The sequence below is a fragment of the Saprospiraceae bacterium genome, from assembly GCA_016709995.1.
Lineage (GTDB): Bacteria > Bacteroidota > Bacteroidia > Chitinophagales > Saprospiraceae > JADJLQ01.
This window is the reverse complement of record JADJLQ010000006.1, coordinates 48,000-74,341: the sequence shown is the minus strand read 5'-3', so window position 1 is coordinate 74,341 and position 26,342 is coordinate 48,000. Positions and strand designations below refer to the sequence as shown.

Here is a 26,342-nt window from a genome sequence, read left to right as displayed (position 1 = left end):
ATATAATAACCCGATAAGATGAATAAAATAATTTTTGTTCTGGCCGTGCTGTGCATCGCCAGCAGCTCAGCGCAAGCACAACGATTCACTGAATCTATAACAAAAACATACACTTTTGAAAAAAAGAATGCACAAAATGCAGTACTCATCTACAATATCGATGGGGATGTCCAGGTAGAAGGCACCACCGGTGATCACGTGATCGTCGTCGTGGAGAAAATCATCACTGCTAAGACCGAAGCACGATTAGCTATTGGGAAAGCAGAAATACAACTCGGTAGCATGGATTTAGCGGATAGCCTTATATTTTATGTAAAAGGCATAGGCCAGGAGTTTGGTCGCAACCCGGGTCGTAAAAATAACTCGGGCCATGGTGGTTGGGGCTATATCTGGAATCAAGGAAACAATCATAATGATCTGCAGTACGAATACACCATGAATTTTAAAATAAAAGTCCCGAGAAATGTACATGTCATGGCCTCTACAGTCAATGACGGAGATGTGTTGGTATCTAACACTAATGGTGAGGTGATCGCACGTAATGTCAATGGCCATATCAAATTAAAAGATATCAGCGGGGCCACCAATGCCAATACCATCAATGGCAATGTAGACATAGATTACACCAAAAACCCCGGTAGTGACTGCAGGTACTACACCCTCAATGGTGACATCCGTGTCAATTTCCCCAGTATCGTGTCTGGCAGGATGTCTTTCAAATCATTTAATGGCGACCTGTATACCAATTTTGATCCATTGACTTCGCTGCCTCCTGTAGTCAATAAGAAAGAAAGTGACAAAGGTGTAAAATATAAAATAGAAGATCAACACTACCAAATTCGAACTGGGGGGCCGTTGCTGGATGTAGAGACCTTCAATGGCGATGCTTATCTCAAAGAAAAAATAAATAAATAATTAATTATACTATCATAAATAAATCAAACCATGAATAATCTAAAACATTTAATCTGGAAGAAACACTTCTTCTTAATGCTTGTTCTTTTACTTGCCATCGTGGCTGCAGGAACAAGTCAGACCAACAACGAATTTACCATTCCACTGAAAGATCCTTCGAAGCGAGGTAAACTGACTGCATCGATCAATTCAGGATCTATCACAGTCAAGGGAACAGCCCGCAAGGACATCCTGGTGCGATATACTTCAGACGCTGAGAAAGACAACAAAAATGTCAGCAAAGATGGATTGAAAAGGGTAAGTGGAGGCAATGTAGACCTCTCGGCTTCAGAAGATGATAATAATGTGAAAGTGATCTCCGGATCCTGGAACGAAGAACTCCAGCTCGAGATCGAAATACCATCCAATTTTGATGTAAAAATGCATACCTACAATAGTGGTGATCTTAAAATAGCCAATGTATCTGGCGCAATAGATCTAAATAATTACAATGGTGGCATATTTGCCGAAAACATCAAAGGGTCCGTAGTAGCTACCACTTATAATGATGATATCAAAGTAACTTTTGACGAAGTCAAAGGTGATGTGCCTATGGCATTCTCTACCTATAATGGAGATATCGATATCACTTTTCCTGCAAATGTAAAAAGCTCGATGAAGTTTAAGACAGATCGGGGAGATATCTATACCGGCTTTGATGTGGATATCAAAAGCTCAGGCCCTGTCAAAAAAGAAGAGTCTGCAAACGGGGTCTACAAAGTAGTGGTCAATCAGTGGAAACAAGGCAGTATCAATGGCGGTGGACCGGAAATGACTTTTAAAACTTACAACGGGGATATCTATATTCGCAAAAAATAAAATCCCTTCCCTCCTGCCAGGAAGATTGTTCTAATAGAAACATCACCAAACCTATCATATATGCTCCTGCATTCAACTGTTGAATACGGGAGTTTTTTGTTAGTGCAATTTGTTGATTGACCCCAAGTTAAGATTTATTTCCTCCAGGAGATGGAGTTATGATCATGAATGGCTCTGAGGATATCCCGTCTGCTGATCTGACCAACTAATTTGCCAAGTTCATTGACCACCAGTAATCTTTTAAATCTGGTCTCCAAAAAAATATTGGCAGCCTCCACGATGCTGGTATGCTCTGACACCGTCTGCATCACATCATCCATATAATTGCTCACAGGATCTTTAGAATTAGGAGTATTGTAATATTGAGAACCCACCAGTAGTTTTAAGCAGGTCTTGTCGTCAATCATCCCCACTATTTCCTGATGGTCGTTGAGCACTGGTGCGCCGGTGATACGTTTAGATAATAAAATATCCACTACATCACTGATGTCCGAGTCGGGATGAAAGGTGATAAGCTTGGTAGCCATGTATTGGCTCACAGGTACTGATTTTGGTTCCTCTGTGGCGGTAGTCACCACTTTTTGCATAAAGTTTTTCATTACAATACTGTTTTTAAAATTAATAATCGATCACTGGACAAGTGCGAACAAAGGACTAATATAAACTTTTATTATTGACTTAATAGTATAATTTACCTAATATTTTTATTGTGTAGCTTTAAAGTAAAAATATTAATAAATAAAATTTAAAAAATGACAACTATAATTTGGTTTCATTAAAAATAACCTTTAACTTCAAAAATGAACTTTTATAAAATTATGATTGGTAAAGCTTAACAAAACAATATGCTTTGACAATTGTTAGTTTTTAATAAAACAAACTTCTTCAACCATATGAGATTGATCCTTTTAGTATTGTGCGTAGGTCTATGGTTGAGCGCCTCTGCACAAATCCAATATACCACTATCAAGTCTGGTCTGGGCACTATCACAGACATCACTCACGCCGGCGATGGCAGTCAGCGCATATTCGTAGCTAACAAGACCGGCACCATATCTATACTAAGTGATAGCTACAGCACCTTGGGCGTTTTACTGAGTTTACCATCCGGCATGATTTCCACAGCAAGTGAAAAAGGACTGTTAGGCTTGGCTTTTCACCCTGATTTTAAAACCAATGGTTATTTTTTCGTCAATTACAACCCTGCAGGAACCAATTACACCCGAATCTCGAGATTTACAGCTGCTGATCCAGCATCGAATAATACGGTGAGCCTGGCCACAGAAAAAATAATTTTAACCATCACTGGTGCTGCAAATACCAACCATAAAGCAGGTGATCTGGCTTTCGGCCCGGATGGATATTTATACTTTGGTACCGGTGATGGAGGTGGAGGTGGGGACCCTCAAGGATCGGGTCAAAACGGCAATTCGCTACTTGCTAAAATATTACGAATCGATATCAATACCACCAGTCCGTACGCTATTCCTTCAAGCAATCCTTTCGTGTCGAATCCTGCTATTTTAGATGAAATCTGGGATATAGGACTACGAAATCCCTGGCGTATCAGTTTTGACAGGCAGACAGGAGACCTTTGGATCGGTGATGTGGGTCAGAATGCCCGTGAAGAAATAGATTTTGAACCAGCCGGTACCGGGGGGAAAAATTACGGATGGAACTGTAGGGAAGGATTCAGCAGCTATAATGGATGCGCTATGAGTCCTTCCTTTTCTGAGCCCATCTTCGATTATGGGCGATGTAATGATCCGTGTTCTACACCAGGATTAGGCAGATCGGTGACAGGAGGATTTGTATATCGTGGCACTAAGGCTTCTAATGCCTCTATGCTGGGATATTATATCTTCGCTGACTACCTCAGTCGCCATGGTTGGTTGATCAAAAACAATTCAGGCAGTGCGTCAGGACTGAGGCAAGCCCTTGAAGTGATTACCGTCAATAAACTCACGACAACTGGAGGAATCACCTCCTTCGGAGAATTGGAAAATGGTGAAATAATGGCCGGCCTCGACAATGGTGAACTGGGTACTATCAATGCAACTGCGGCGCTACCCATAAGGATGTTGAGTTTCCAGGGAGTAAAGGAGCGTGACCAGGTTGTTTTGTCGTGGACTACTGTCTCCGAGATCAATACCCTTCAATATGACATAGAACGTAGTGGTGATGGCCTTCATTTTGATAAAATAGGCAAGTTGGATGCACTGGGAAAAGCCGCTTCTTATCGCTACCTGGATGCCAGTCCGCTACAGGGGGTCAACTATTATCGGCTCAAAACAAAAGACCTGGACGGTTCGATAGATTATACCATGACCATAAAAATTCAAAATAATGAATACCCGGCTTTAGCAGCATTCTCCCCTATTACAGGAGCAATAAACTTAATTACGAATCTTGATTTGACACTTCCCATAGAATTATACAATTTTCAGGGGATATTGATACGAAGCTTCGAACCTGCTGCGAGAGCGCTGCCTGTCCATAATCTTGCGTCGGGAATCTATATCTTAAAAATCAATTCTAAAGAGTCTGCCCTTCTTAGAAAAGTGTTTATTTATTGAGTCTCAATCTTCTTCTCCTAATGTTTGAGTGATGATCTCATATTCAAATCCTTTTTGAAGCAGATAGTCCGCTATCTTTTTCTTTTTCTTAAAACGATCCTTTTCGTTAGATAATAGCTTTGATTTATTTTCAGCGAGTTTTTTTACCACTTGTGTATATTCTTCAGGATCAATCTCCAGCATGGCTTTTTTGATGCAATAATCGGGGACTGCATGGAGTTTAAGCGCCTGTTTGATCTTTATTTTACCCCATTCATTATTTCTAAACTTGCCTCTGGCGAGGGCCCTGGCATAACGCTCTTCGTCCAGCAGTTTTTCGGTGATCATGGTAGAGATGATCTCCTCAAGATCATCACCCCGAAAACCCAATTTTAATCCTTTGGTCCTGACATCCTGATGACACCGTTCTTGATAATTGCAATACTGGCGCATTAGGCTGATACCTTCCTGTACAGTGAGTGAGACTGCCATTAAAGAAAAAAATTATATGGGAAGATACGATTTTAAAACACTGACGATATCATGACCACCGGTGAGATGTAAGCCCCGGATACCTGCTAGTTGTGCTCCCAGTATATTTTCATGTATATCATCGATAAATAAAGTCTCGTCGTGCTTTAAACCTGCATCTGCCAACACATATTCAAAACAAGCGAGGTCCGGCTTGCGTCTTTGAATCAAATGTGAATAATAGGCTCTGTCAAACCAGGCATCCAGCGAAGGTGCATCATAATGTTTGAGCATATATTTGTTGACCCATGCCAGGTGCAGGGCATTGGTATTGGACAATAGATAAATGGCATATCCTTGTCGTTTCAACTCGGTCAAATATTGTAGCCGCTCAGCAGGGATGTCGATGAGCATGGCATTCCATGCGCGGATCACTTGTTGGGCATATACATTAGGACGGGCATGTTTTATAAGAGCATTGATAAAGAGCTCGTCTGAAATAGCTCCGGTTTCGTATTGATGCAAGGTAGGTTCGAGACTGGTCCACACTTCGCTTTGAAGATCCGGATGGCGCAAAAGGCTTTGCATCTCATGAGCGGTCCGGGGTATGTCCAGATCTATGATGACATTGCCAAGATCGAAGATGATGTTTTTAAGTGCTGACACCTGACAAATTTAAGCTATGCTTTTAACTATATGGTTTTAAAATGTTTAGTTTTGAGCAAAAGATTTGAATCAAACTGATATGGCAAGCTTATCCTACAATACCAAATATCCCAGCATCGAAGATCTCCGGTCCCGGGCGCAGAAAAAAACACCTCGATTTGCATTTGAATATATGGATGGTGGCTGCAATGAAGATGTCAACCTCAGAAAAAATACTGATGAAATAAGACAAGTAGAGCTTGTGCCCAGGTATTTTTCTAATTCAGGCACTTCAGATCTCAAAACGGAACTATTCGGGCATACTTATGATGCCCCATTTGGTATCAGTCCCATTGGTTTACAAGGGTTGATGTGGCCTGGTGCTACCAAGATTCTGGCTAAGGCAGCCGTAGAACACAATATCCCGTTTATCCTCAGCACCATGGCGACCAGTAGCATCGAGGAGATCAGCAAGATTACGGAGGGTAGAGCCTGGTATCAGCTGTATCATCCCAAAGAAAATGCCTTAAAAGATAAAATTCTACAAAGAGCGCAAGAAGCTTCAGTGCCTGTCCTGGTATTGCTCTGCGATGTGCCAACATTTGCTTTTAGACCCAGAGACATACGTAACGGGCTTGCTCTGCCGCCCAAAATGACTTTTAATAATATCCTGCAGATGATCGGACGACCACACTGGTCACTGGCCACCTTGATGGAAGGTCAGCCGAAATTTGCCAATCTGATCCCATACCTGCCAAAGGGCCTGGATCTCGGGCAGCTTGGCTTATTTATGAATCAGACTTTTTCAGGATTGATGAATGAAGAAAAGATCAAATCCATCCGTGATAAGTGGAAAGGCAAAATCATCATGAAAGGCGTAGCCTCTGAGTCAGATATGGAGATGTGTGTCCGGCTCGGCCTGGACGGGGTCATGCTGTCCAATCACGGCGGACGACAGTTGGATGCCGGCCAATCTACTATCGCTACTTTAAAAGAACTTGCACCAAAGTATAAGGGTAAAATCAAAATTATGTTGGACAGTGGTATACGGTCCGGTCCGGATATCGCGCGCACGCTCGCACAAGGGGCTGATTTTGCTTTCCTCGGAAGATCATTTATGTATGGCGTCGCGGCCCTGGGCAAAGCCGGGGGTCAGCACACTATCGCGATGCTCAAAATTCAGTTACAGCAGGTACTTGAACAAATAGGTTGTAGTAAAGTAGAAGATCTGCACCAGCACTTAGTCAGTAAGTAGGGGCTTTGATATAGTGCTGTAGTGGAGGGTTTATATAGAAGTCGTTCTTCGTAATGGAGGAGTTACACTCCGATTCACCGTTCCGGAGAGTGTACTCCGGCTCCCATACTTCACTGTGCTGGAGGAGTTCTACGCCCGATTCAATAAATCACTAACACTGCAAAATTTCTACAGCTCCACTACCATATATATTGCACTGGAGGGACACAGATTGCCAAATTCAGAGCTGCTGCTTATGTTTTCTGGGGCCATGGACCGCTCCGTTTTTTTGAATCCTTTCGCAGCCCAGTAATCTTGCGCTGTTTCAGTTAATAGATGGATACGATCTATTCCTGTAGTCTTGGCGATCACTTTGACCTCATCAAACAATATGCTACCGATGCCTTGCTTTTGAAAATCTTTTTTTACGGCGACCGATCTCAACAATGCATCCTGTCCGTAGCGTTGCAGACCGGCACATCCCATCATCATATCCTGGTCATACGCCACGATCAACTCGACTTTTGATTGGATCAGATCAGTATAAGGCAGTGCATTTTGTGCCAAAAGTTCGGCTATGGGTGAAAGATCCTCAAGCGCTGCATGCCGGATATTTAATGGTCGATCGATGATCATATATTTGGATTAAAGGATCAAAGTTAAGTGTTTCTAAAAAACGATTTATGGTGAACAAAATTTATCCTAAAGGTGTTTAATTTTGCCAAAACCATTTGCTTTGAAAAAAATAATATTAACAGCTACTTTTTTTCTGGGAGTTTTATTGCAATTTGCTTCCGCACAGTCTTCCAGTATTGGTGCCTGGTATATTTATTTTGGCAACAAAGTTTTAGACAAAAGATGGAATCTGCATCATGAAATACAATATCGCAATTATAATCTGGCCGGTGACCTTGAACAATTATTGTTAAGGACTGGTGTTGGATATAATCTCAGTGAAAACAATAATAATCTGTTGCTGGGTTATGGTTTTATTCATGGCCAGAGATACGGGGTGAATACGGATGAAAAATTAAAATCAAATGAACACCGCATCTTTCAACAATTTATCTCCCGCCAACATTTTGGAAGGGTTTATGTCCAACACCGATACAGGATAGAAGAACGTTTTTTAAAAGATGATTTTAAATGGAGGTGCCGCTATTTCTTGTCCTTGAATGTACCTATTAATCATACTGCGCTACTACCCGGTGCCTTTTATTTTTCTGCCTACAATGAGATCTTTTTACAACCTAAATCAGCGGTATTTGATAGAAATCGGATATACGGAGCATTGGGCTACGTAATAAATAAAAATCTCAAGGCAGAAGGTGGATTTATGACTCAGCTATATGAAAATACTAATCGTGGCCAGTTTCAATTAGTGGTTTTCAATACCATACCCTTCCTGAAAAAAGAAGATTAAATTCATACTTTGTATTGGATAGAAGGAGGTAGCTCAAGATGCATTACTTTAAGGCTGTTGCTCTAACTGCGATTTGATCAGAAATCGATTACTTTTATCCTTGCCTTAAATCCTATCACAAGAAATTAATTCTTACCATGGCTGAGAATTCCTCCTCCACTATTGACCAGTTGTCAAACGACCTATTTCGACAGGAGTCCGGTAAAATCATCTCTGTACTGACCAAAATATTTGGGATCAGGCAATTGGAAGTAGCGGAAGACATTGTACAGGATACCTTTCTAAGTGCCATCCGACACTGGCGTGCTAATGGTCTCCCGGACAATCCGCCAGCCTGGCTCATGCAGGTAGCGAAAAACAAAGCGATAGACACCATGCGAAGTAAAAAGCCGATAGTCGATATCGATATCAGCGATCAACAAAAAGCATTGCTTCAATCAGGATATACTTTTGTGCCCACCTTCGACAAGATCTGGGATCAGATCAATATCGAGGATGAAATGCTGCAGATGATGTTTGCCTGTTGCCACGAGGGCATATCCCAGGAATCTCAAGTGACCTTGATGCTTAAGATATTGGGTGGATTTTCAACTGCTGAGATCTCGAGAGCATTTCTTACTTCAGAAGATACTATTTCTAAAAGGTTGTACAGAGCAAAAGAATTTTTCAGGGCCCATAATATCAGGCTGCAATCTTCAGAAAACATAGATTACCCTGCAAGAATTGATGCTGTGCTCAAAGCCATATACCTGCTATTTAACGAAGGTTATCTATCTACTGACTCGGATCAATCTATCCGCCAGGATTTGATCCATCAAGCTATCTATCTGGGGAGTATACTCACTGAACATCCTAAAACAAAAAATGCGATGTTGTATGCAGCGATGGCTTTAATGTGTTTTCACGCTGCCCGGATCAGCAGCCGCCTGGATGAAAGTGGTGATATCATACTCTTGTCACACCAGGACAGAAGTCTTTGGAGTCTGCCCATGATCGCCAGAGGTATGTCCTACCTGGATCAGAGTGCTGAAGGAGAGGAAATCACTTCATATCATCTCGAAGCAGCCATTGCCTACGAGCATTGTATAGCACCTTCTTTTGAAAAAACGGATTGGAAAAAAATATTGCAGTATTACGATTGGTTAGAATCTATCCAGCCCAATCCAATGGTATCACTCAATCGCCTGGTCGCTTTTAGCAAATGTCATGATTTGAGTACCACCATGGAAGCATTGAATCAATCCAATCACCTGCAAGCCTGGTCTTTCCAACCTGTCTATTATGCGCTATTGGGGGATCTGCTTGCTGATACCAACCCGGATCTTGCCAGGACACATTATCAAAAAGCAGCGGAGATCACTAAGTCAGCTGCCGAAAAAAAATTAATGTATAAAAAAATGGACTCCCTGGTATCGTTTTAACCCAATCCATGCATTAGACATGGATTGCCCGCAGGGCTGACGCAATGAAAAATGCACCTTAAATCCATTGCATTAGAAACATCTTTTGGGTGCATTGTTCATTGGTCAGGGTTAAACCCTGATAAAGTTTTTCCCTAAGGAAAAAACTTTCATCAGCTCCGAAGGAGGTATTCATTGCATTTCTAATGCATGAATACGGTTTAAGAGGGAGATGAAAATCTGCTGGATTAGTTTTACTCACTGTGTATTCAACCCACCTAAAAAAGGGACAAACCTAAACATGCCATGAGTCTCCACTTCTAAGGGTCCCGTTGGTCTTTTATAGATTTTATTCATCACCTGGTCCTCACCGCTACCCACCGGAATGACCATAAGCCCGTGTTCAGAGAGTTGCTCTACCAGGGCTGGAGGTATGGTAGGTGCCCCGCAGGTTACCAATATTTTATCATAAGCGGCATATTTAGGAAGACCCTCGAAACCATCCCTCAAATAACAACGGATAGACAGGTAGCCCATTTTTTTAAGAAATCCAGCAGTTTGGTGATACAGACTTTCTTGTCGTTCGAGCGTATATACCCGGGCTCCTAATTCATGGAGTATCGCAGCCTGATATCCACTGCCGGTCCCTATCTCCAATATTTTATCTCCGGCCTGCACATCGAGCAGCATAGTTTGAAAGGCGACTGTATAAGGTTGACTGATAGTTTGATCACTGCCTATAGGAAAAGGCACATCTTCATAAGCCCATTTTTCAAATCCTTTTGGAATAAACAAATGTCTGGGTACGCGGTCCATCGCTTTGAGTATTTTTTCATCAAAAAGGTTTTTGCGCCTAAGTTCATCGACCAGTTTTTTGCGCATACCTTTATGCACCAGGCTGTCTTGTGATCTGGAGACCTCCGATACGCTATAGTTTTTTGCTAAGAGTTTATTCAAAATATTATGATTGCATGTTAAGATTCAAGGAATAAAAGATCTTTTTCTTCTAAAAGCAAATCCCACTGGCTATGACCTATAGATGATAAAAGGGAAAAACTGATTTTATTGTCCAGGTTTTTTTTGTCTTGTTTCATTGTATCCATCAGTTCAGAGATGGTGATTTTGGGTGCCGGCCCATAAAGCAACTGGATATAATGAATGATTTCTTGTTGATCATCTTTGTTTAAGCTGAGGTATTTGGACGAAAGCCGGGTTTCATAGATCATGCCTGCAGCGATGGCTTCGCCATGCAGCAATGGATATGAACTTTCGAGAAAATGACTTTCAATCGCATGGCCCAGGGTATGCCCAAAATTCAGGAGTTTTCTTTTACCTTTTTCGAATGGATCTTCGATGACGATTTGTCGTTTTACTTCCAATGATCGGCGGATGACGACTGACCAGTCTACAGATTCCAATTCTATTATTTGAGAGAGTTCGACCCAGTAGGATCCATCTGCGATGAGACAGTGTTTGATGATTTCAGCGTAGCCGCTCCGAAGTTCGCGTGTCGACAAAGTTTTCAAAAAAGCTACATCGATCATCACAGCCATCGGCGATCGAAACACCCCAATATGATTTTTATACCCATCAAAGTCGATACCAAGTTTGCCCCCAATAGAAGCATCAACCTGGCTTAGCAGGGTAGTAGGTACTTGTACAAATCGAATGCCCCTTTTATAAGTCGAAGCGCAAAAGCCACCCAGGTCACCGATGACTCCCCCACCCAGGTTGATTATGATAGCATGTCTGTCGAGTTTGGCTTCTGTCATGGATTGCCACACCCGTACACAAGTATGGATATTCTTATGAATTTCTCCGGCAGGGATAGTACATAAAGCATGTGGGTGATTTGATAGAAAAGCATCCAATAAAGGTTTGCAATGAATCAAGGTATTTTCGTCTGTGAGAACAAACAGGGAGGAAAAAGATTGTCTTTCGATCAATGACTCGAGGGAGGACAATATTGGTCCCATATAGATATTGTAGTCTATGACATCAATTTTTTCCATGATAGATAGATTGTGTGGTCCAGGCTTGTGGTCGGGCGCAAAATAAGGGTTTGACTTTAGACCATACCGCTGAAAACAACTCCGACTGCCGATAGTTTTCCAGGTCTTCCTGTCGCTGCCAGGTACTGATCGTAAAAAAGATAGTAGCTTCCGGGTCGTTTTGCAACAACTGTAAAGTCATGCACCCGGCTACTGACTCCATATTGATAGCATGATGGCTGAAGATATCCATAAAGGTATCTATGGCTTCAGGTTTGATTTCCATTTTTACTATTCGCGTGATCATGTTTCTTCGTTGAAAAAATCGATCTGCACCATTTCGTCCACTGCCAGTCCGAGCATGCTAGCAGCAGTACCGCTGTGGATAGCAATCTCCAAAAAATTGCTCGAATTAAACAGACATAGGGTTTCTCCGACCGCTACATCCTGGTAATTTGTACAAATTGTATTGATAGCATCATTGCGTTTCAGGTATATATTAAAAGGTCTTCCTGCCCTTGCTTTTTCAAATTGTTCCCTGGTGATATTGACTACTACATTTTCATAGTGGTCGATATAGATCACAGAGCCTCGGATCATATATTTATTGATCACAGGCTGCAGATGAATACGCATGATAAGGTTTCTTACCGGAGGGCCAAGTTCATCCAGGGGTTTTTGGTCCGCAAGGTGGGCCACAATCTTACTCAAGATCTTTTTTACTGAATATCCATCCCCGGATTCATCTATGACCTCGTATATATCTATCGGCAGTTTTTCAAATGCCAGGCTAAAGACTCCATTATTAGGCCCGACAAAAAAATGTCCCTGGTGTTCAAAGGCCAGGTATGAGTGCGCATTATTATAATTATTCAACACACTCACTACGTGGATCGTCCCGGCAGGAGTATCTTTATAACAGTTTTTGAGTAGCCATCCTGCAGTGACTATGTCATGAGCTTTAAGGTCATGTGTCATATCGATAAACCGGATCTGTTCATTTTGGGTAAGCATAGCTCCCTTGAGCTGTCCTACATAAGGATCACGCCATCCAAAATCAGTAATCAGTGAAACCCAGGGCATGAGATAATTTATTAGTCTTTATACTTTGTGTTTGTAAAAAATTGGTATCAACATATATCTACCTTCCATCAGTGAAATACATGCATATTTGGCACAAAATACATATTATTTAAAAATTTAATATATTTAATGACGGATGACTATAATACGGGTAGTCCATCACGGTAAATCAACACTGTTATAAACTTATGAAAATAGAAAACGCTATCGTCATGATCACTGGTGGAGCCTCCGGGCTTGGAGCAGCCACAGCCGTAAAGCTGGCACAGTCAGGGGCAAAGGTGGTCATTCTGGATACCAACCTGGAGGCTGCTAAGAACATTGCCGACTCCATCGGCGCCATCGCTATCGCCTGTAATGTGACTGACGAAGCCATGATCCTCGAGGCTATTCAAGTCACCAAAAATAGATTTGGAATCCCAAATGTACTGGTCAATTGTGCCGGCATAGCTCCATCGGCCAGGGTCGTGGGCAGAGAAGGCCCTATGCCATTGCATGATTTTTCAAAAGTGATTGAAGTCAATCTCATTGGAAGCTTTAATATGATGCGTTTAGTGGCTGCTGACATGATCCAAACTACCCCTGACGACCAGGGAGAGCGTGGTATCATCATATCAACAGCTTCTGCAGCTGCATACGAAGGGCAGATAGGTCAGGTAGCCTATGCGGCATCCAAAGGCGGAATCGTAAGCATGACCTTACCTGCTGCGCGAGAACTGGCCAGATTTGGCATACGCGTCAATGCGATTGCACCAGGACTGTTTATGACTCCTTTATTGGCCTCGATGAGCGATGAAATTAAAAAAAACCTCGCTGCATCTATCCCTTTTCCCGGCAGATTGGGTGCACCGGAAGAGTTTGCCGACCTAGTACTGCATCTTATAGAAAATCGTTATATCAATGGTACGGTGATCCGTCTGGACGGAGCACTGCGAATGCAAGCGAAGTGATAGCATTGGTAGCTCATGCTTATAAGGGAAGAAGTGGAATTGGGTATGTTTTTTATCTTAATTCATCAATCAAAGTCTATGACATTTGCAGATAATTATTAGTAATTTTGAAAAGCGATTTGAATCGTACAATGACTACATTTTTTATTTTAAATACAATACTTGGATAAAACTAGTGAAATCAATCTGACGGTGGAAGGAGTTCAACCGTTGGATCTTTTTGGTGAGAACAACCTTAAACTCAATCTTCTGCGCAAAGCTTTTCCTGATGTTCAGATCACCTCCAGAGGTAATCTGCTCAAACTTGTGGGTGAAAAAAAAGAAACTCAGGAAGTCAAAGCTCGGTTCGAATCGATGGTGCGATACCTCAAAGAGCATCATGAGCTTTCCTTGCACACGATGGAAGACCTGCTGAGTGGATCCAAATTATATGATAGTCAGGTAAATCCTAACAGTGATGGTAGCATCATCCTGCATGGTAGAGAGGGTCGACCCATCCGTGCCAAGACGCACAATCAAAAACTCATGGTAGAAGCCACAGAGAAAAATGACATTGTATTCGCTATCGGACCTGCAGGGACAGGCAAAACCTATACAGCAGTAGCCCTGGCGGTGAGAGCCCTAAAAAACAGGTTAGTAAAAAAGATCGTACTTACCCGACCTGCAGTAGAAGCCGGTGAAAGCCTTGGGTTTTTACCAGGTGACCTCAAAGAAAAAATAGATCCCTATCTCAGACCACTATATGATGCACTCGATGATATGATCCCCGCTGAAAAATTGGCTCAGTTTATGGAGCAACGCATCATAGAGATCGCACCACTCGCGTACATGCGCGGGCGCACGCTAGACAATGCTTATATCATCCTTGATGAGGCTCAAAACTCAACCCCATTACAGATCAAAATGTTTCTGACCCGACTTGGACCTTCCGCCAAGTGCATCATCACCGGTGATCTCACGCAGATCGATCTTCCGCGCAATCAACGTTCGGGTCTATCTCAAGCTATCTATTTGTTGCAACATATCCAGGGTATTGCCAAAGTCGAGCTTACCGCAGAAGATGTAGTCAGGCATCGACTGGTGAAAGAAATCATCAAAGCCTATACCCGAGATCAACAAAAAAACCGAAGAGATGATGATTATAATCTCGATGAAAAAGAGGAGCCGATCGCAGGAGAAGTAGCTGAATCGTAGTGGAGATTTAGCTTATTGTTAAGTGCTTGAAGCCTGCTTTATCATCCGTACAAAGTTTTTTTGCTTTTCGGTGGACTGTAGATAGCTATGTGCAAATTATTTCCCTACCTTTAAATAAAAAATATAATCATGCAAAGGCGCAATTTTATCAAAAATACATCACTGGGAGCCCTGGCTATATCCACCACCTCTCCTTTGGATTTATTGGCAACAAAGAAAAAACCATATATTCTCAGCCTCCAACTATATTCTGTCCGGGATGCAATGACCAAGGACCCGGTGGGCACTATCAAAGCTTTGGCCAATATCGGCTACAAGGACTGTGAGCATGCAGGCTATAACAATGAAAAAAGACAATTCTATGGATATTCCCCCATGGATTGGAAAAACATACTCAGTGATCACGGCATGACGATGAAAAGTGGTCATACGGTATTTGGACAACCCCATTGGGACGGAACTCAAGTCACTGATCTATGGAAAACCACCGTAGAAGATGCCGTTACAGCAGGTCAGGATTACATCATCAGTCCCTGGCTGGATATCAATCTTAGAAAAAATCTCGATGATCTCAGAAAATTTCTCGAAGGATTTAATGGTGCAGGGGCATATTGTAAGTCACAAGGTATCAGGTATGGTTATCACAATCACGATTTTGAGTTTAGCATCCGATTGACTAGTAAATTGATCATGGACATCATCATGGAAAATACGGACCCCAGCCTGGTAGCACAACAAATAGATATCGGCAATATGTATGGCGGTGGTGGGCGTGCCATGGAGTTATTAAAAAAATATCCAGGCAGATACGAGTTGATGCATGTCAAAGATGTCATCAAAGCTCAAATGAATGGGCTTGATCATTACGAAAGTACTATCCTGGGTAAAGGGCTCATCGATGTAAAAAGCATCGTCAAATATGCCCGAAAAAAGGGAGGAACTTTTTACCTCATCATCGAACAGGAAGCCTACCAGGGTATAGCTCCGATCGACAGCATGAAGCAGGATTTTGCGATTATGAATGGATGGGGTTATAAATGATAAGAAAACCCCGGAATCACAACAGGTCATAATTGACCATTAAACTAAACAATGGTCGCTTCGCTTTTCAGGTATATGCTCGAGGCGCAGGGTCTCCAAAATCCAGGAGCCTGATAGTATTAGCTAGCTTATTCTATTTTACCCGCACTATTCACCATCACTACATTAGACAGTATGGTTTTATCTACCGTCACAGGTTGATGAGAGCAAAAGCCGATACCCACATAAAATGGGCCATCCATATGTAGCTCTACAGGAGTGCCATATTGTTGCATGGGTTCTCCTGACATACTGAGATAGACAGTGAAATAATCCCCCTTTTTCTCAATCCCTATACGCATCGCTCCTTTTTTATCAACCTTCATTTCTTTTAGATTTTGGCCTTTTTCAGGACGGTATGCCAGGTGAATCAGCCCACCACCATGCAGGGCAGTCATAGCTTCTTTGGCATCGTCTTCCAGATTTTGTCGAATGATCAGCACTGCTTTTCTGTCAAAATAACCTTCTTTATCAGGGAAGTTTACATCTGCTGCCAGTGATACATCCCCTGACATCTTCTTCCATAGGTATCTGAATTCATCTCTGAAGTACCAGATATTGTATCCGGCCGAAGCGATGGTATACTGTTTGGTTTTTTTGTCATAACTGGCGGAGCCTGGTACTAAGGGTCCACCTATATCACTTTGACCTTTAAACATACCGATGCGTTTTTTGATGTTTACAGTCGGACGATGAAAGCCTGCCGGAGGCGGTACTTGTTTATGAGTTTTGGACCCAGGCAGTGCCCATTCAGGGACTTCTATGGTAGAAGCGGTCTGTGCAGTGAGCGTAGCAGCGATATGAACACATAATAATAAGGCCAGTAGAAACCTTTTACTGATCGTTTTGGATTTATTGATAATCTTAATAAGGATAATATTAAGATCACAAAATGCGAATGATGTGTTTTTCATTTTAGGAATTCTAGACTATGATAATGATCGAATGAATAAATGTACCCAATAATATCTGGTACTCATTTTTTATTCAATCTTCTTTGATAGCAAAGAGGGAAAATGTTGGATCAGAATCAGAATGGTTATAATTCTGGCTAAAGTAGTGCTAATACAAAGGTCAACCTTTCATTAAGTAATAAAGTCCTCCGTCAAAATCCAAGAGAAATAATATTTCAGATCGAGCGTTAAGGCAAACTAAGTTGCTTGGCCAATACATTTTTGCTCAACATATTGTTTACAATCAATTGTCCATATTCATGTCCCAGGCTTTCAGCATTGCCCGGATCAAAAGACTCGGTTTGTACAGAATAGATCAGTTGCTGGCTATGCATATCATAAAGATTGCTTTCCCAAAAATATTTTGTAGATACATAATAGCCAGGTTCGACTATGCGATGATAGAGCGTATATCTATAGTTCCAAAATCTGGAGTAATATCCAGCATAGGGAGAATAATATATCCTATCACCGGTATACAACCTCTCTTTTTCTTTGTCCAATAAAACAATAGTAAGGACTGCATCGATCCCACTATTCTTAAGCTTATTGATAGCTTCGTCTTCATTCATATTATTAAAAGCCTTAGGACCATATTCCTCATAGGAGGATAAAGCAAAGTAACCAAGATTGCGAAGATCTCCCATGAGGTGCTTTTCCATACTAACCTGAATGTTGCGATCTGATTCGCGGATCAGGCCCAGTACCAGGATTTTATTGAAGTGCTGCAAAGTAGTTTGCGGTGCTATCCAGGACGAAGTGATGTTGGAGGTCGCACAGGCAGTCAAAAGAACTATCGAACTCGCCAGAATCCATTTTATTGTGTTCATATAGTATTGGTTTATTTGAATTAAATCACCTGGAAAGGTAGTTTGATCGTCTTAAGTATCAAATGACAGGTATCATTGATATAAGGAATATGAGTCAGGACATGCGTAAAAAAGGAGTGAAAGCAGAAGCTTTACTATTAATCTCATGCCTCAGATATCGTTAATATAAGGTGCATCGCCCAGCGTCACTCACCTGGCATTGCCGAAAAAACAAAAGAAAAAAAGCCTATAGCTAAGATAGATATAGGATATGTATAGCCTAATGTGGGTGTGTACTCTTTACATCGGCATCATAGGAACAGGCGGAACTGAATGCAAAGCCACCCGATTGCCTTCCGTATCCAAAAACACTGCCATATGTCCGTGCTCTGGAGAGATCTCCGTCTTAGGCACTAAAATGGTACCACCTGCATCCGGAATCCTGTCGAGTATGCTCTGCACATCCGGATTGGCATTGAGATAGACCAGTGGCCCATCAGTCGCTGAGGGCTTATAAAATCCTTCAGCAAATGTCAAAGCACCGCCTACACCCATCATATCTTCCAGAGGGAACATGCGCATCTTGAGCTGAGGCATATCCAAAGGATTGAGTTTGATGTCAAATATCGTTTCGTAGAAAGTAGTGGCACGATCGAGATCCGTAGTCGGTATTTCAAACCAACTGATTGCATTATTAAAAACCATGAGATACTTTTTTATTTAAGTCAAAAATAATTTTAATCAAGTTGAAATTTATTCACCCAAGATGGGGGATTTCGTTTATTCGCTGATATTGACGGTCACCAACATTTTCCCAAATTCTTCGTTGACCGGCTCCCATAATTCTATTTTGTGCCCTTCCGGATCGAGGATCCATCCAAATTTGCCATAGTCATACACTTCCATATCACCAACGATCTCTACACCTTCCTCTTTGAGGACTTTGAGTAGCTCTTCAAGGTTTGCAACACGGTAATTGATCATGTATTCCTGTTCACCAGGATTGAAATAATCTGTATCCTTTTTAAATAGGCTCCATACTGTATGACCGATATTGCCAGCCTGGCTTTGCCAGGAGAAAGTGGCGCCGTATTGATCCGTGTTGATACCGAGGTGTTTTGAATACCAGGCTTTGAGGGTGGTGGTGTCATTTGACTTAAAAAAGATGCCGCCCAGGCCGGTGACTCGTTTCATAGTATCAGGGATTGATTAATGAAGTATAAAAATACTCTGAAAATTTTATACATGGCTGGTTGGAAAACCAATATCTGAGGGATTTAATATTCAACCTCAAACATCAGTTGGGATTTAACAATCTCACTCCCATCAAAATAAACCAGCGTAGCTACTGCCGAATAGATACACACAATAAATCAAAATTGGGTGAAGTGAAGGTCAAGGATCAAAAAAATTATTGAGCCTGCAAAAATAATATACCGCACCCAATGGCAATACACTATCTAATCCTATACGAAGTATTATTGTTTTTTGACCAGTAAGTTCAGCGTAGTTTGAGCATATCCTGTGAATATACCCAGGCCATTTTCTATATTGGTTGGTGGTGGTGCAATATTAATAGAACTTAATTGATTATTGTTTTCATATAAGGCTGCATATTCTGGCTGGACATGCAGGAGTCCTATGTGGTACAGGCCATAGTATTCCAATTGGAATGGTTGTATCTGGGCAGATATACCTTGTGTCGGAGGGTTAAATGCGATCCTGCCTCTGCCACGGAAGTTGGGCCCGCCACTAAAAATCGGTACTTGAATGGTATCGGTATTGATATAAGAAGTCAAATAATAAGATTGATCAGTATTGGTCCAGGTGAGTAAGACAGGATCAGGCAATCCTGAAAATCCTCCTGGAAATCCGCCACCACCAAAAACGATCTGTGCAATAGCCAACTCTGATGCACTCATGGCGAAATCCACCGGAGGTGTAGGTACAGTAGTGTGAGCAGTGACGAGTTTGCCACCATATTCAAACTCCAAAGTATAGGTTTGTTCTGAAATGATTTTTTGAAAGGAAGTATAGATACCGGGTTGAGTTTCTATCAAAGCAATAGACTGACCTCCGGTGGAGATCAGGATATCCAGGCCGGTCAAGGGCTCTGCAATGGTATCTGCTGACCCAATAGGAATTTCCTTTGTAATCTCAATAGAGATGCTGTCACCGGCAGAGAGATATCCCTGCACCACGGGTCTTGCGCCGTAGAGGTCGATGGAATCAGACTTTTCGCAAGAAGATACTAGTGTGATCAGGCATGTAAAAAGGAAGAAATAAAAAATAATTCGATTCATGTTATTCATTGATTGGTGTGTCATAAAGATTAACGTAGTTGCCAGGATACTGAAAGATTGGGAGTAAAGCCAAGAAAGCTGACATTGGTTTCCAGGATCTGGCCTGATTCTATTTGAAATTCTTTATACCAGGTATTAACCCGGCCATAAAGATTAAATAATGAGAGGCTAATGCTGCGCGGCGCACCTTTGAGGCTTTGCCATTTATAGGTAGCTGCTACATCCATTCGATGATAATCAGGCAATCTCACGCCATTTTTGTCGGTCACCGTGATAAAATCCCTGGTAGTGCCATCGAGCAATTTTAATACATAACCACCGGCCGGAGAAGTATAAGGTCGGCCGCTGGCATAGATCCAGGTAGCTGAAAAATCCCAGTTTTTGTATGAATAAATGCCCACCATTTTAAATTCATGGCGAACATCCTGGTTGGCATAAAATGGCTTGCCAAAATCTGCGAAATCATATTTGACACTTCCCAGTGAATAGGACATCCATCCATTTAATTTTCCATATTTTTTCTGCACCAGCAGGTCCAGACCTTTAGTGATTCCGTCTCCCTGGGCAAACTTTTCTTCATAGGAGATAGATCTTGGTGCAGGCTTGATGCGCAAGGAGTATTCACTCAGCCCTGTGATGTCCTTGAGATAGATCTCCGCATCAAACAGCCAGTTTTTGTTTTCATAGGAAGCTCCGGCTATATAATGAATCGCCTTGGCGACAGGCAGTTTTACATTGTCTGCCAATACCCAAAAATCCCGACTGCCCTGTAAGACATCTTCACGCACTACCCGCTTGACGAATTGATAATAGTGGCCGTAGGCTGCTTTAAGTTTTATACGTTCGGTCAAATTGTAGGCGGCAGATAAACGAGGTTCGAAATAGACACCCTGGGTTGGTGAAAAATGGTCAATTCGTAAGCCGGGAATCACGCTGAGTTTGCCATAAGTCCATCGATCTTGTACATAGGCTGTACTGGTATAACCTGTGGTGTGCCGATCTATGATTTTAACCGTATCATTTTGTGAATAAAGATATTTTATATCATTGAGGGTCGTACCCACGCCAAATTCCAATTGATGATATTGATTGAGTTTCCATTCCATATCGACTTTGGCAGAATAGTCCAGGAGGTTATTGTCTTCATAGCTGCCAAGGCGATTATTGCTCACAGCGCCGGATGAATCTGTAATCGTATTGTCTGATCTTCGATCACGGGTAGAAAAATAGTTAGAATAAGAGATGAGTGAATTGAGATAAAACGATTTTGAAAATCGGTGACTCCATTTAAATGAGCCGCCAGTATTGCCCCAATTGGTTTGGTCATTGGTATTGAGGTTAAAGTTTTGTCTACCGAAACCACCACCGCCAAAACCACCACCACCACCAAAACTATTGGTACGAGAGTTGTCCATATTATCAGTACCATTGTATACACTCAGCGTGAGGATGTCTTTTTGTGTGGGTTTAAACGTGATTTTACCATTGAGGTCATAAAAAAAGGATTTAGGCGTAGTCGTGGCAAAATTAAATCCTTGATTGAATCTACCTCCTCCTCCCCCGCCAGCAGGAGGACTGCCGGGTATCACCTGGTTGGTAGAAGCGCCATATTTATTAAAGATCTTGTTGTATAAGCCGGATTGATAAGATCTTCTGAAGGCGAATAAAGTGGTCACTTTATCTCCGATCGGTATCTCTGCGGTTGCATTGGCGGCTAGCAGGCCTGCATTGATCCCCAGGTTAAAATGTTGGGCATTGCCCTCTTTGCCTGTGATCTCTGCAACAGAGGAGATCCTTCCGCCAAACTTTGATTCAAAGCCGCCTTTGTACAGTTGGACATCTTTGATGGCATTGGAATTGAATGCGGAAAAGAACCCAAACAAATGCTCTACATGATATACATTAAATCCATCATACAGTACCAGGGTTTGATCCGGCGTTCCTCCCCTGACATATAATCCCGACGAGTTTTCATTGGCAGCTGACACCCCTGGCATCAGTTGAAAAGATCGCATAACATCTTTTTCACCGATAGAAGGAAGTGCTGCAATTTTGACGGGTGACATCTTGAGCATGGATATTTTTTCATTGGCTCTCAGGATCTCCTCTCTATCAGCCGAAACGATGACTTCATTCAAAAGTTGAGATTGCGGCAGCATTGGGATCATAATATTATTAGGGTCCAGTTTTGGATTGAGATAGAAAGTGATCGATTGGTATCCAATATAGGACACCAGTAACCCTACCGTATCGCTGGGTACTGAAAGCAGGGTAAAATACCCATCCACATTAGTATTGACTCCCTGGTCTGTACCTGCAATAGAAATATTGACATAAGGTAGTGTCTCACCGGTGTTGCGGTCCTTGACGATACCTTTAATCGTAAAATCTTTTTTTTGGGGTTTACCCTGATATCGGGTTTGATCTTCAAGTATTTTTTGAGCTGTTATTTTGGTTTTGTTATAGATTTTAAATACTCCCTTCTCAGAGATAGCGTAGCTAAGGTCAGTGTGATCCAGGCAGATTCGTATCACACTTTCAGGTTTGGTGCCTGTAAACAAATAGGTGAGCTTGTAAGGACTTACATCTTCCAGATCATAATTTATTTTAAAATCGTACTTGGAGATCAGGGTGTCAAGTACCTGGCTGAGTGGTTTATAGTTAAAATATTCTTTGACCGGCTTGGCGGCAACCATATTGTCCTGGGAATACAAACTTGGGAGATAACCAATATTGCCCAATAATAACAAGGATACAATGATACCAAAGGATATTTTAGAAGTCATAAAATGGCTTTAAAGCAATAAATAATTATTAAAAAACAGATATGGGCAGGCTTTGAGAGAGCAATGCTTTTATCAAAGTACTAGGTGCCTTTAGGTGAGATTGGTTGCATGAAAAATAAAAAAAAACAACTCATCGCAAATATGGATCGGGGCCAGTTTAAAAAATTCCTGGTATTGGGTTTGAATGGATGAGACATCTACCGCGCCACATAAATTATCATTTCTCCTGTTTTATGATTTGTGAACAGGTCTGAAGCGACTGGTTTTCCACATAAAATAAATGGCAGTTAGGATATAAATATAGTTGGTAAAAAGCAGTAATCGCTGCCACAAACCCTTAATTCGGACTATTGGATGATCTGCTGGAACAAAAAATCGGCACAGAAATAAGCCAAGCAGGACACCACCAAGAGCAAAAACGAAGTCGGAAAAAAAAGGAAATCCGGGTATAGATCTAAAAGGAAATAATCTTTTTATGACCAAAGGCAGCAGAAGGATGGCCAGTACGCCACAGATGCTGGTCAATTGATGAATAATCCCAATAAAACTCAGGGAATGATGTAAAGAATCTACTTTGAAGAAAGCTGAGCCAAGTCCTTCCCCTGCTCCATATAGAATGATCAACCAGGATGCGACTTTTGCATACGTTCCTTCAGCCCTATACTGGCGTCCAAATTCTACACCAAACCAAATAAACAGGAGCCCAATGATCAACCAACTGATCTCTGCCCACTGGGCGACCGGACTATTGGAGGCACCTAAGGAGCTGATGCTGTGCTCCAGTTGACTGTAACCAGGGTAATATCTACCAAGGACAAATAAAACGACCCAATCACCTATACAGGCCATCACAGCTCCAAAGCTTGCAATCCTGGTATGCTGCGCTAATGAATTCGTCATACTGATTTGATTCTAATCCGTTGGTTTGAAAACATTATGGTTTGATCACTTTGGCCAACACAGAAGGAACTTGCAGCAAATCAAAATCGTGTGAATAGACCAGGTATTCGTTTTTCCATTCAGGAGAAAATTTGTCTTTAAAATCCCGAAGTCCTTTATAGTGAGCGAATGATTTTATTTTTTCATACGCATACTTCATGGATTTCTCCGGAAAAGTATTTGGATCTTCAAGGCCGCTCAAAGGGGCCAAACCAAGATTGATAGAGGTAAATTGTTGTGTTTTCAAATAGGCAAACAGGTCCAGCAGGATAAAATCCAGGACGCCATTGGGAGCGTCACTGGTCTTTCTAAGCAGGTCGTAAGTAGCTTCCCCTTTGACATAATCAGGGATGATATTTAAAAAGGCAATAATTTTCTCTTCGGTATTCTCGACAGTGATGATAGTTTGCTTTTTTAGTTCTTCCACTAAAAACATGCCTTGAGAAAACACGATTTCGCTTCGGTGAGTATCTAATAACCACTCGTCGCTGACAGATTTAAGTTTTTGAATTAAACCATCTTTGATAGGGGGTAAATGGATCTTTGACCGCAGTCCTTTATCATTGATTTTCCTATAAGCATTGCGTAATGATTTTTTGCCGGGACCTTCTAATGAAAACGAATCCAGATCTACTACACCGACCTGACCTAAAAAAAGATGTTTATACCCGAGTTGACGATACACGGAAAGGCTTTCTTCCGGCACCCTGTAAAAAATACTCTTTAACCCACTCTCAAAACAATATTGATTAAATTCATTGATACAATTAATCCTGACTACCCGGCTGATGGCTACAGGATTTTCAAGAACCACCGCAAAATTGGCAGACACTCTATAAGAAACAAATGCTTGTTTGTCGGAAGCGATAAATATCAGTTTGTCTCTGTAAGTTTTAAAATAATCCAACGCTGAATCTCCTGCTTTAGATACTAGATCATCCGACAAGACTTTTTCTTCAGCTGAAAAGGTATTTTCTTGTATAAAAGGCCTTACCAGGGTGTAGAGCATAAAACTAAAAGAAAAGAGGCCACTGATTTTAATTGACATCAGGAAATGGTCGGCAAACGAACCTAACGGATAAAGGTCCTCGCTCCCGATCAAAAAATAATTCTGCAAGGTATATCGTACAGATTGCATAAAACCAAAATCAATTCCGAAATGTTTTTTGTCTAAAAAATAAAATCCAATGATGCCATATACCAGGACCGCTGCTATACTTAATAAAGCAGTCTGGATGCCAATCAGTCGAAGGTGCGGATTATTTTTAATGTAATATTCTTTGCGTGTAGCCATTAAAACCAAGATGACCAGCAAAGCTGCGGAAGCTTCCTCCACATCGATGGCTTTAGTGAGATGGCCGATCAGTGAGATCACACTCAATATCACTCCAAACCACCATGCTGTCCTTAAACCTTTGAGCATGAATGCCGCGGTCACCAGCAAAAACAATCCGGTGATCAACACAAGATTGTTGGAGGCATGAATAGCTTCTATCGGTAAAAAATCCTTGAGCCAATTTAGTCGATCCTTAAACGCCGGAGTCAAGACGGATACGATATTGATAATGCCCAGGCCAAACAAAAAAATTGCCGGGAGAATACGCATTAATAATTTATTGATTTTTAAAAGAAACGAAAGGGCTCCGGCCAACAAAGGCATCCAAAATTCAAAAAAGCGATACAAAAAAGTAATTGAAATAGCACTCACTGGCTCAAATCCAAATCGAATTAAAACATAACTCATGGAGACCTCTACGGCTCCAAGTCCCCTCAAAAAAGGAGATATAACCAAAAACACTACCGAGACGATATATCCCATGATCGCTGCGAATAGTGTTGGTGAAAATTGCAATGCCAGCATAGCAATGTATACATGAACAATACCTACTAGTTCTATGAGGATGGAATAAAGTATGGTTAACAAAAATTGTTTTCGATCTATACCTTTACTCGCGAGATCATTCAAAAACACTTCCGTCGAAGGGAACCACTTAAGGATGATCTTATAGGCTCTACCTTGTTGGAGCATCGAGCGGTAAGCCTGCACCAGTCCAACATTAAGCACCACAATGGCTATCAAAGCTAACCATTCACCAGCACCGGACGCATTCTTGACCAAAGCAAACATAAACGCAGGAATACCGACTACTGCTACAGATAAAAAACCGACAAAAGCATATATCGTTGACGCGAAAAGGATTTGGGTCTCTTTGATACCCTTTTTTTTAAGTGGGTCTGTAAAAAAAACCAGGGACGAAATACCCCCTGCTGGTAGAAAGACACTGACAAAATTTCGTTTCAAAAAGAGGATAATGGCATCGGCAAGACCGACCGTGTTTCCTATGGCAGCAAAAGAAGTCATATACATCAAAGCTTGTAAAAGAATGTATAAGAAAGTCACTCCTATACCAGCAATAACCCACCACGCATTAGCACTGCTAAGGTGGTTTCTGACCGACACCAGCTCAGCCTGTTCGTGTTGAATAAACCAAATACCAGTCCCTATAAAGAAAATACTGAATATAAATTGGCCGATTATTTTTCTATTTTCTTTGATGTAAGGAATGGTCTTGATCACAAAAAACAAATTAAAGCTTTAATGAGGATACCTCAGCTACCCCGTAGTTTAACTCTTACGTATAAATCATACTTCATAGAGCTACTAACACAGAGAAGGGACGATGTCACAAAGATATAGGCTTTGCCCTGGAAGGTTGATTCTTCTTTAAATCCAAACTGTTGTCACAGGATAA

At 41.5% G+C, this 26,342-nt stretch carries 25 protein-coding genes; 9 read left to right on the top strand and 16 right to left on the bottom strand.

Annotation, left to right across the window (positions count from 1 at the left end; translation table 11 throughout):
* Positions 1-18: 18 nt before the first annotated feature.
* On the top strand, positions 19-915 hold the full coding sequence (locus IPJ09_21680) for a hypothetical protein (protein MBK7373979.1): 897 nt from the start codon (positions 19-21) through the stop codon (positions 913-915).
* 75 nt (positions 916-990) lie between these two features.
* On the top strand, positions 991-1,773 hold the full coding sequence (locus IPJ09_21675) for a DUF4097 family beta strand repeat protein (protein MBK7373978.1): 783 nt from the start codon (positions 991-993) through the stop codon (positions 1,771-1,773).
* 134 nt (positions 1,774-1,907) lie between these two features.
* On the opposite strand, the gene IPJ09_21670 is transcribed toward IPJ09_21675, so the two are convergent.
* Positions 1,908-2,372 carry a CBS domain-containing protein gene (locus IPJ09_21670; GenBank protein ID MBK7373977.1) on the bottom strand — a complete coding sequence of 155 codons (465 nt, stop codon included), beginning with the start codon at positions 2,370-2,372 and terminating at the stop codon, positions 1,908-1,910.
* A 294-nt stretch (positions 2,373-2,666) separates the two neighbouring features.
* On the opposite strand from IPJ09_21670, the gene IPJ09_21665 reads away from it, so the two are divergent.
* Positions 2,667-4,349, top strand: a complete 1,683-nt coding sequence (locus tag IPJ09_21665) for a PQQ-dependent sugar dehydrogenase (protein MBK7373976.1) — start codon at positions 2,667-2,669, stop codon at positions 4,347-4,349.
* A gap of 3 nt (positions 4,350-4,352) precedes the next feature.
* On the opposite strand, the gene IPJ09_21660 is transcribed toward IPJ09_21665, so the two are convergent.
* Both IPJ09_21660 and IPJ09_21655 read right to left on the bottom strand, forming a co-directional pair.
* The gene (locus IPJ09_21660; protein ID MBK7373975.1) at positions 4,353-4,820 is read right to left on the bottom strand and encodes a RecX family transcriptional regulator; all 468 of its coding nucleotides are present in this window, start codon (positions 4,818-4,820) and stop codon (positions 4,353-4,355) included.
* Positions 4,821-4,832: 12 nt separating this feature from the next.
* Positions 4,833-5,465, bottom strand: coding sequence for an HAD family phosphatase (locus tag IPJ09_21655; protein ID MBK7373974.1), 633 nt, complete (start codon positions 5,463-5,465; stop codon positions 4,833-4,835).
* A 79-nt stretch (positions 5,466-5,544) separates the two neighbouring features.
* On the opposite strand from IPJ09_21655, the gene IPJ09_21650 reads away from it, so the two are divergent.
* A complete protein-coding gene (locus IPJ09_21650; protein ID MBK7373973.1) occupies positions 5,545-6,699 on the top strand; it encodes an alpha-hydroxy-acid oxidizing protein in 1,155 nt (384 codons plus the stop codon).
* Positions 6,700-6,867: 168 nt separating this feature from the next.
* Here IPJ09_21650 and IPJ09_21645 read toward each other — a convergent pair whose 3' ends face one another.
* Entirely contained in the window at positions 6,868-7,314 is a 447-nt protein-coding gene (locus IPJ09_21645) for a GNAT family N-acetyltransferase (GenBank protein ID MBK7373972.1), read from the bottom strand.
* Between the two features lie 100 nt (positions 7,315-7,414).
* On the opposite strand from IPJ09_21645, the gene IPJ09_21640 reads away from it, so the two are divergent.
* On the top strand, positions 7,415-8,101 hold the full coding sequence (locus IPJ09_21640; GenBank protein ID MBK7373971.1) for a DUF2490 domain-containing protein: 687 nt from the start codon (positions 7,415-7,417) through the stop codon (positions 8,099-8,101).
* A 137-nt stretch (positions 8,102-8,238) separates the two neighbouring features.
* Positions 8,239-9,522: a sigma-70 family RNA polymerase sigma factor gene (locus IPJ09_21635; GenBank protein MBK7373970.1), complete on the top strand. Its 1,284-nt coding sequence runs from the start codon at positions 8,239-8,241 to the stop codon at positions 9,520-9,522.
* Positions 9,523-9,759: 237 nt separating this feature from the next.
* On the opposite strand, the gene IPJ09_21630 is transcribed toward IPJ09_21635, so the two are convergent.
* The 4 genes from IPJ09_21630 to IPJ09_21615 all read right to left on the bottom strand — a co-directional run bounded on the left by IPJ09_21630 (position 9,760) and on the right by IPJ09_21615 (position 12,575).
* Positions 9,760-10,383 carry a protein-L-isoaspartate(D-aspartate) O-methyltransferase gene (locus IPJ09_21630; GenBank protein ID MBK7373969.1) on the bottom strand — a complete coding sequence of 208 codons (624 nt, stop codon included), beginning with the start codon at positions 10,381-10,383 and terminating at the stop codon, positions 9,760-9,762.
* Positions 10,384-10,475: 92 nt separating this feature from the next.
* Positions 10,476-11,513, bottom strand: coding sequence for a 3-dehydroquinate synthase (gene aroB, locus IPJ09_21625; protein MBK7373968.1), 1,038 nt, complete (start codon positions 11,511-11,513; stop codon positions 10,476-10,478).
* Positions 11,500-11,799, bottom strand: coding sequence for an antibiotic biosynthesis monooxygenase (locus IPJ09_21620; protein ID MBK7373967.1), 300 nt, complete (start codon positions 11,797-11,799; stop codon positions 11,500-11,502). Before IPJ09_21620 ends, aroB begins: the two co-directional genes overlap by 14 nt.
* The gene (locus IPJ09_21615) at positions 11,796-12,575 is read right to left on the bottom strand and encodes an SAM-dependent chlorinase/fluorinase (protein ID MBK7373966.1); all 780 of its coding nucleotides are present in this window, start codon (positions 12,573-12,575) and stop codon (positions 11,796-11,798) included. Before IPJ09_21615 ends, IPJ09_21620 begins: the two co-directional genes overlap by 4 nt.
* A gap of 188 nt (positions 12,576-12,763) precedes the next feature.
* Between IPJ09_21615 and IPJ09_21610 the strand changes: the two genes are divergently transcribed.
* From IPJ09_21610 to IPJ09_21600, 3 genes are all read left to right on the top strand, one after another.
* Entirely contained in the window at positions 12,764-13,525 is a 762-nt protein-coding gene (locus IPJ09_21610) for an SDR family oxidoreductase (GenBank protein MBK7373965.1), read from the top strand.
* A 153-nt stretch (positions 13,526-13,678) separates the two neighbouring features.
* Positions 13,679-14,719 (top strand): PhoH family protein, encoded by a 1,041-nt coding sequence (locus tag IPJ09_21605; GenBank protein MBK7373964.1) that lies wholly within the window; start codon positions 13,679-13,681, stop codon positions 14,717-14,719.
* A gap of 129 nt (positions 14,720-14,848) precedes the next feature.
* Positions 14,849-15,760, top strand: a complete 912-nt coding sequence (locus tag IPJ09_21600) for a sugar phosphate isomerase/epimerase (protein ID MBK7373963.1) — start codon at positions 14,849-14,851, stop codon at positions 15,758-15,760.
* A 128-nt stretch (positions 15,761-15,888) separates the two neighbouring features.
* Here IPJ09_21600 and IPJ09_21595 read toward each other — a convergent pair whose 3' ends face one another.
* The 8 genes from IPJ09_21595 to IPJ09_21560 all read right to left on the bottom strand — a co-directional run bounded on the left by IPJ09_21595 (position 15,889) and on the right by IPJ09_21560 (position 26,176).
* Complete coding sequence (locus IPJ09_21595) at positions 15,889-16,314, bottom strand: biopolymer transporter Tol (protein ID MBK7373962.1); 426 nt, start codon at positions 16,312-16,314, stop codon at positions 15,889-15,891.
* A gap of 626 nt (positions 16,315-16,940) precedes the next feature.
* Positions 16,941-17,582, bottom strand: a complete 642-nt coding sequence (locus IPJ09_21590; GenBank protein ID MBK7373961.1) for a hypothetical protein — start codon at positions 17,580-17,582, stop codon at positions 16,941-16,943.
* 279 nt (positions 17,583-17,861) lie between these two features.
* The gene (locus IPJ09_21585) at positions 17,862-18,266 is read right to left on the bottom strand and encodes a VOC family protein (GenBank protein MBK7373960.1); all 405 of its coding nucleotides are present in this window, start codon (positions 18,264-18,266) and stop codon (positions 17,862-17,864) included.
* A gap of 75 nt (positions 18,267-18,341) precedes the next feature.
* A complete protein-coding gene (locus tag IPJ09_21580; protein ID MBK7373959.1) occupies positions 18,342-18,755 on the bottom strand; it encodes a VOC family protein in 414 nt (137 codons plus the stop codon).
* Between the two features lie 284 nt (positions 18,756-19,039).
* The gene (locus tag IPJ09_21575) at positions 19,040-19,864 is read right to left on the bottom strand and encodes a DUF4249 domain-containing protein (protein ID MBK7373958.1); all 825 of its coding nucleotides are present in this window, start codon (positions 19,862-19,864) and stop codon (positions 19,040-19,042) included.
* Positions 19,865-19,893: 29 nt separating this feature from the next.
* Entirely contained in the window at positions 19,894-22,650 is a 2,757-nt protein-coding gene (locus IPJ09_21570; GenBank protein MBK7373957.1) for a TonB-dependent receptor, read from the bottom strand.
* 231 nt (positions 22,651-22,881) lie between these two features.
* The gene (locus IPJ09_21565; GenBank protein ID MBK7373956.1) at positions 22,882-23,550 is read right to left on the bottom strand and encodes a DUF998 domain-containing protein; all 669 of its coding nucleotides are present in this window, start codon (positions 23,548-23,550) and stop codon (positions 22,882-22,884) included.
* Between the two features lie 34 nt (positions 23,551-23,584).
* Positions 23,585-26,176, bottom strand: a complete 2,592-nt coding sequence (locus IPJ09_21560) for a lysylphosphatidylglycerol synthetase family protein (GenBank protein MBK7373955.1) — start codon at positions 26,174-26,176, stop codon at positions 23,585-23,587.
* Positions 26,177-26,342: the final 166 nt, after the last annotated feature.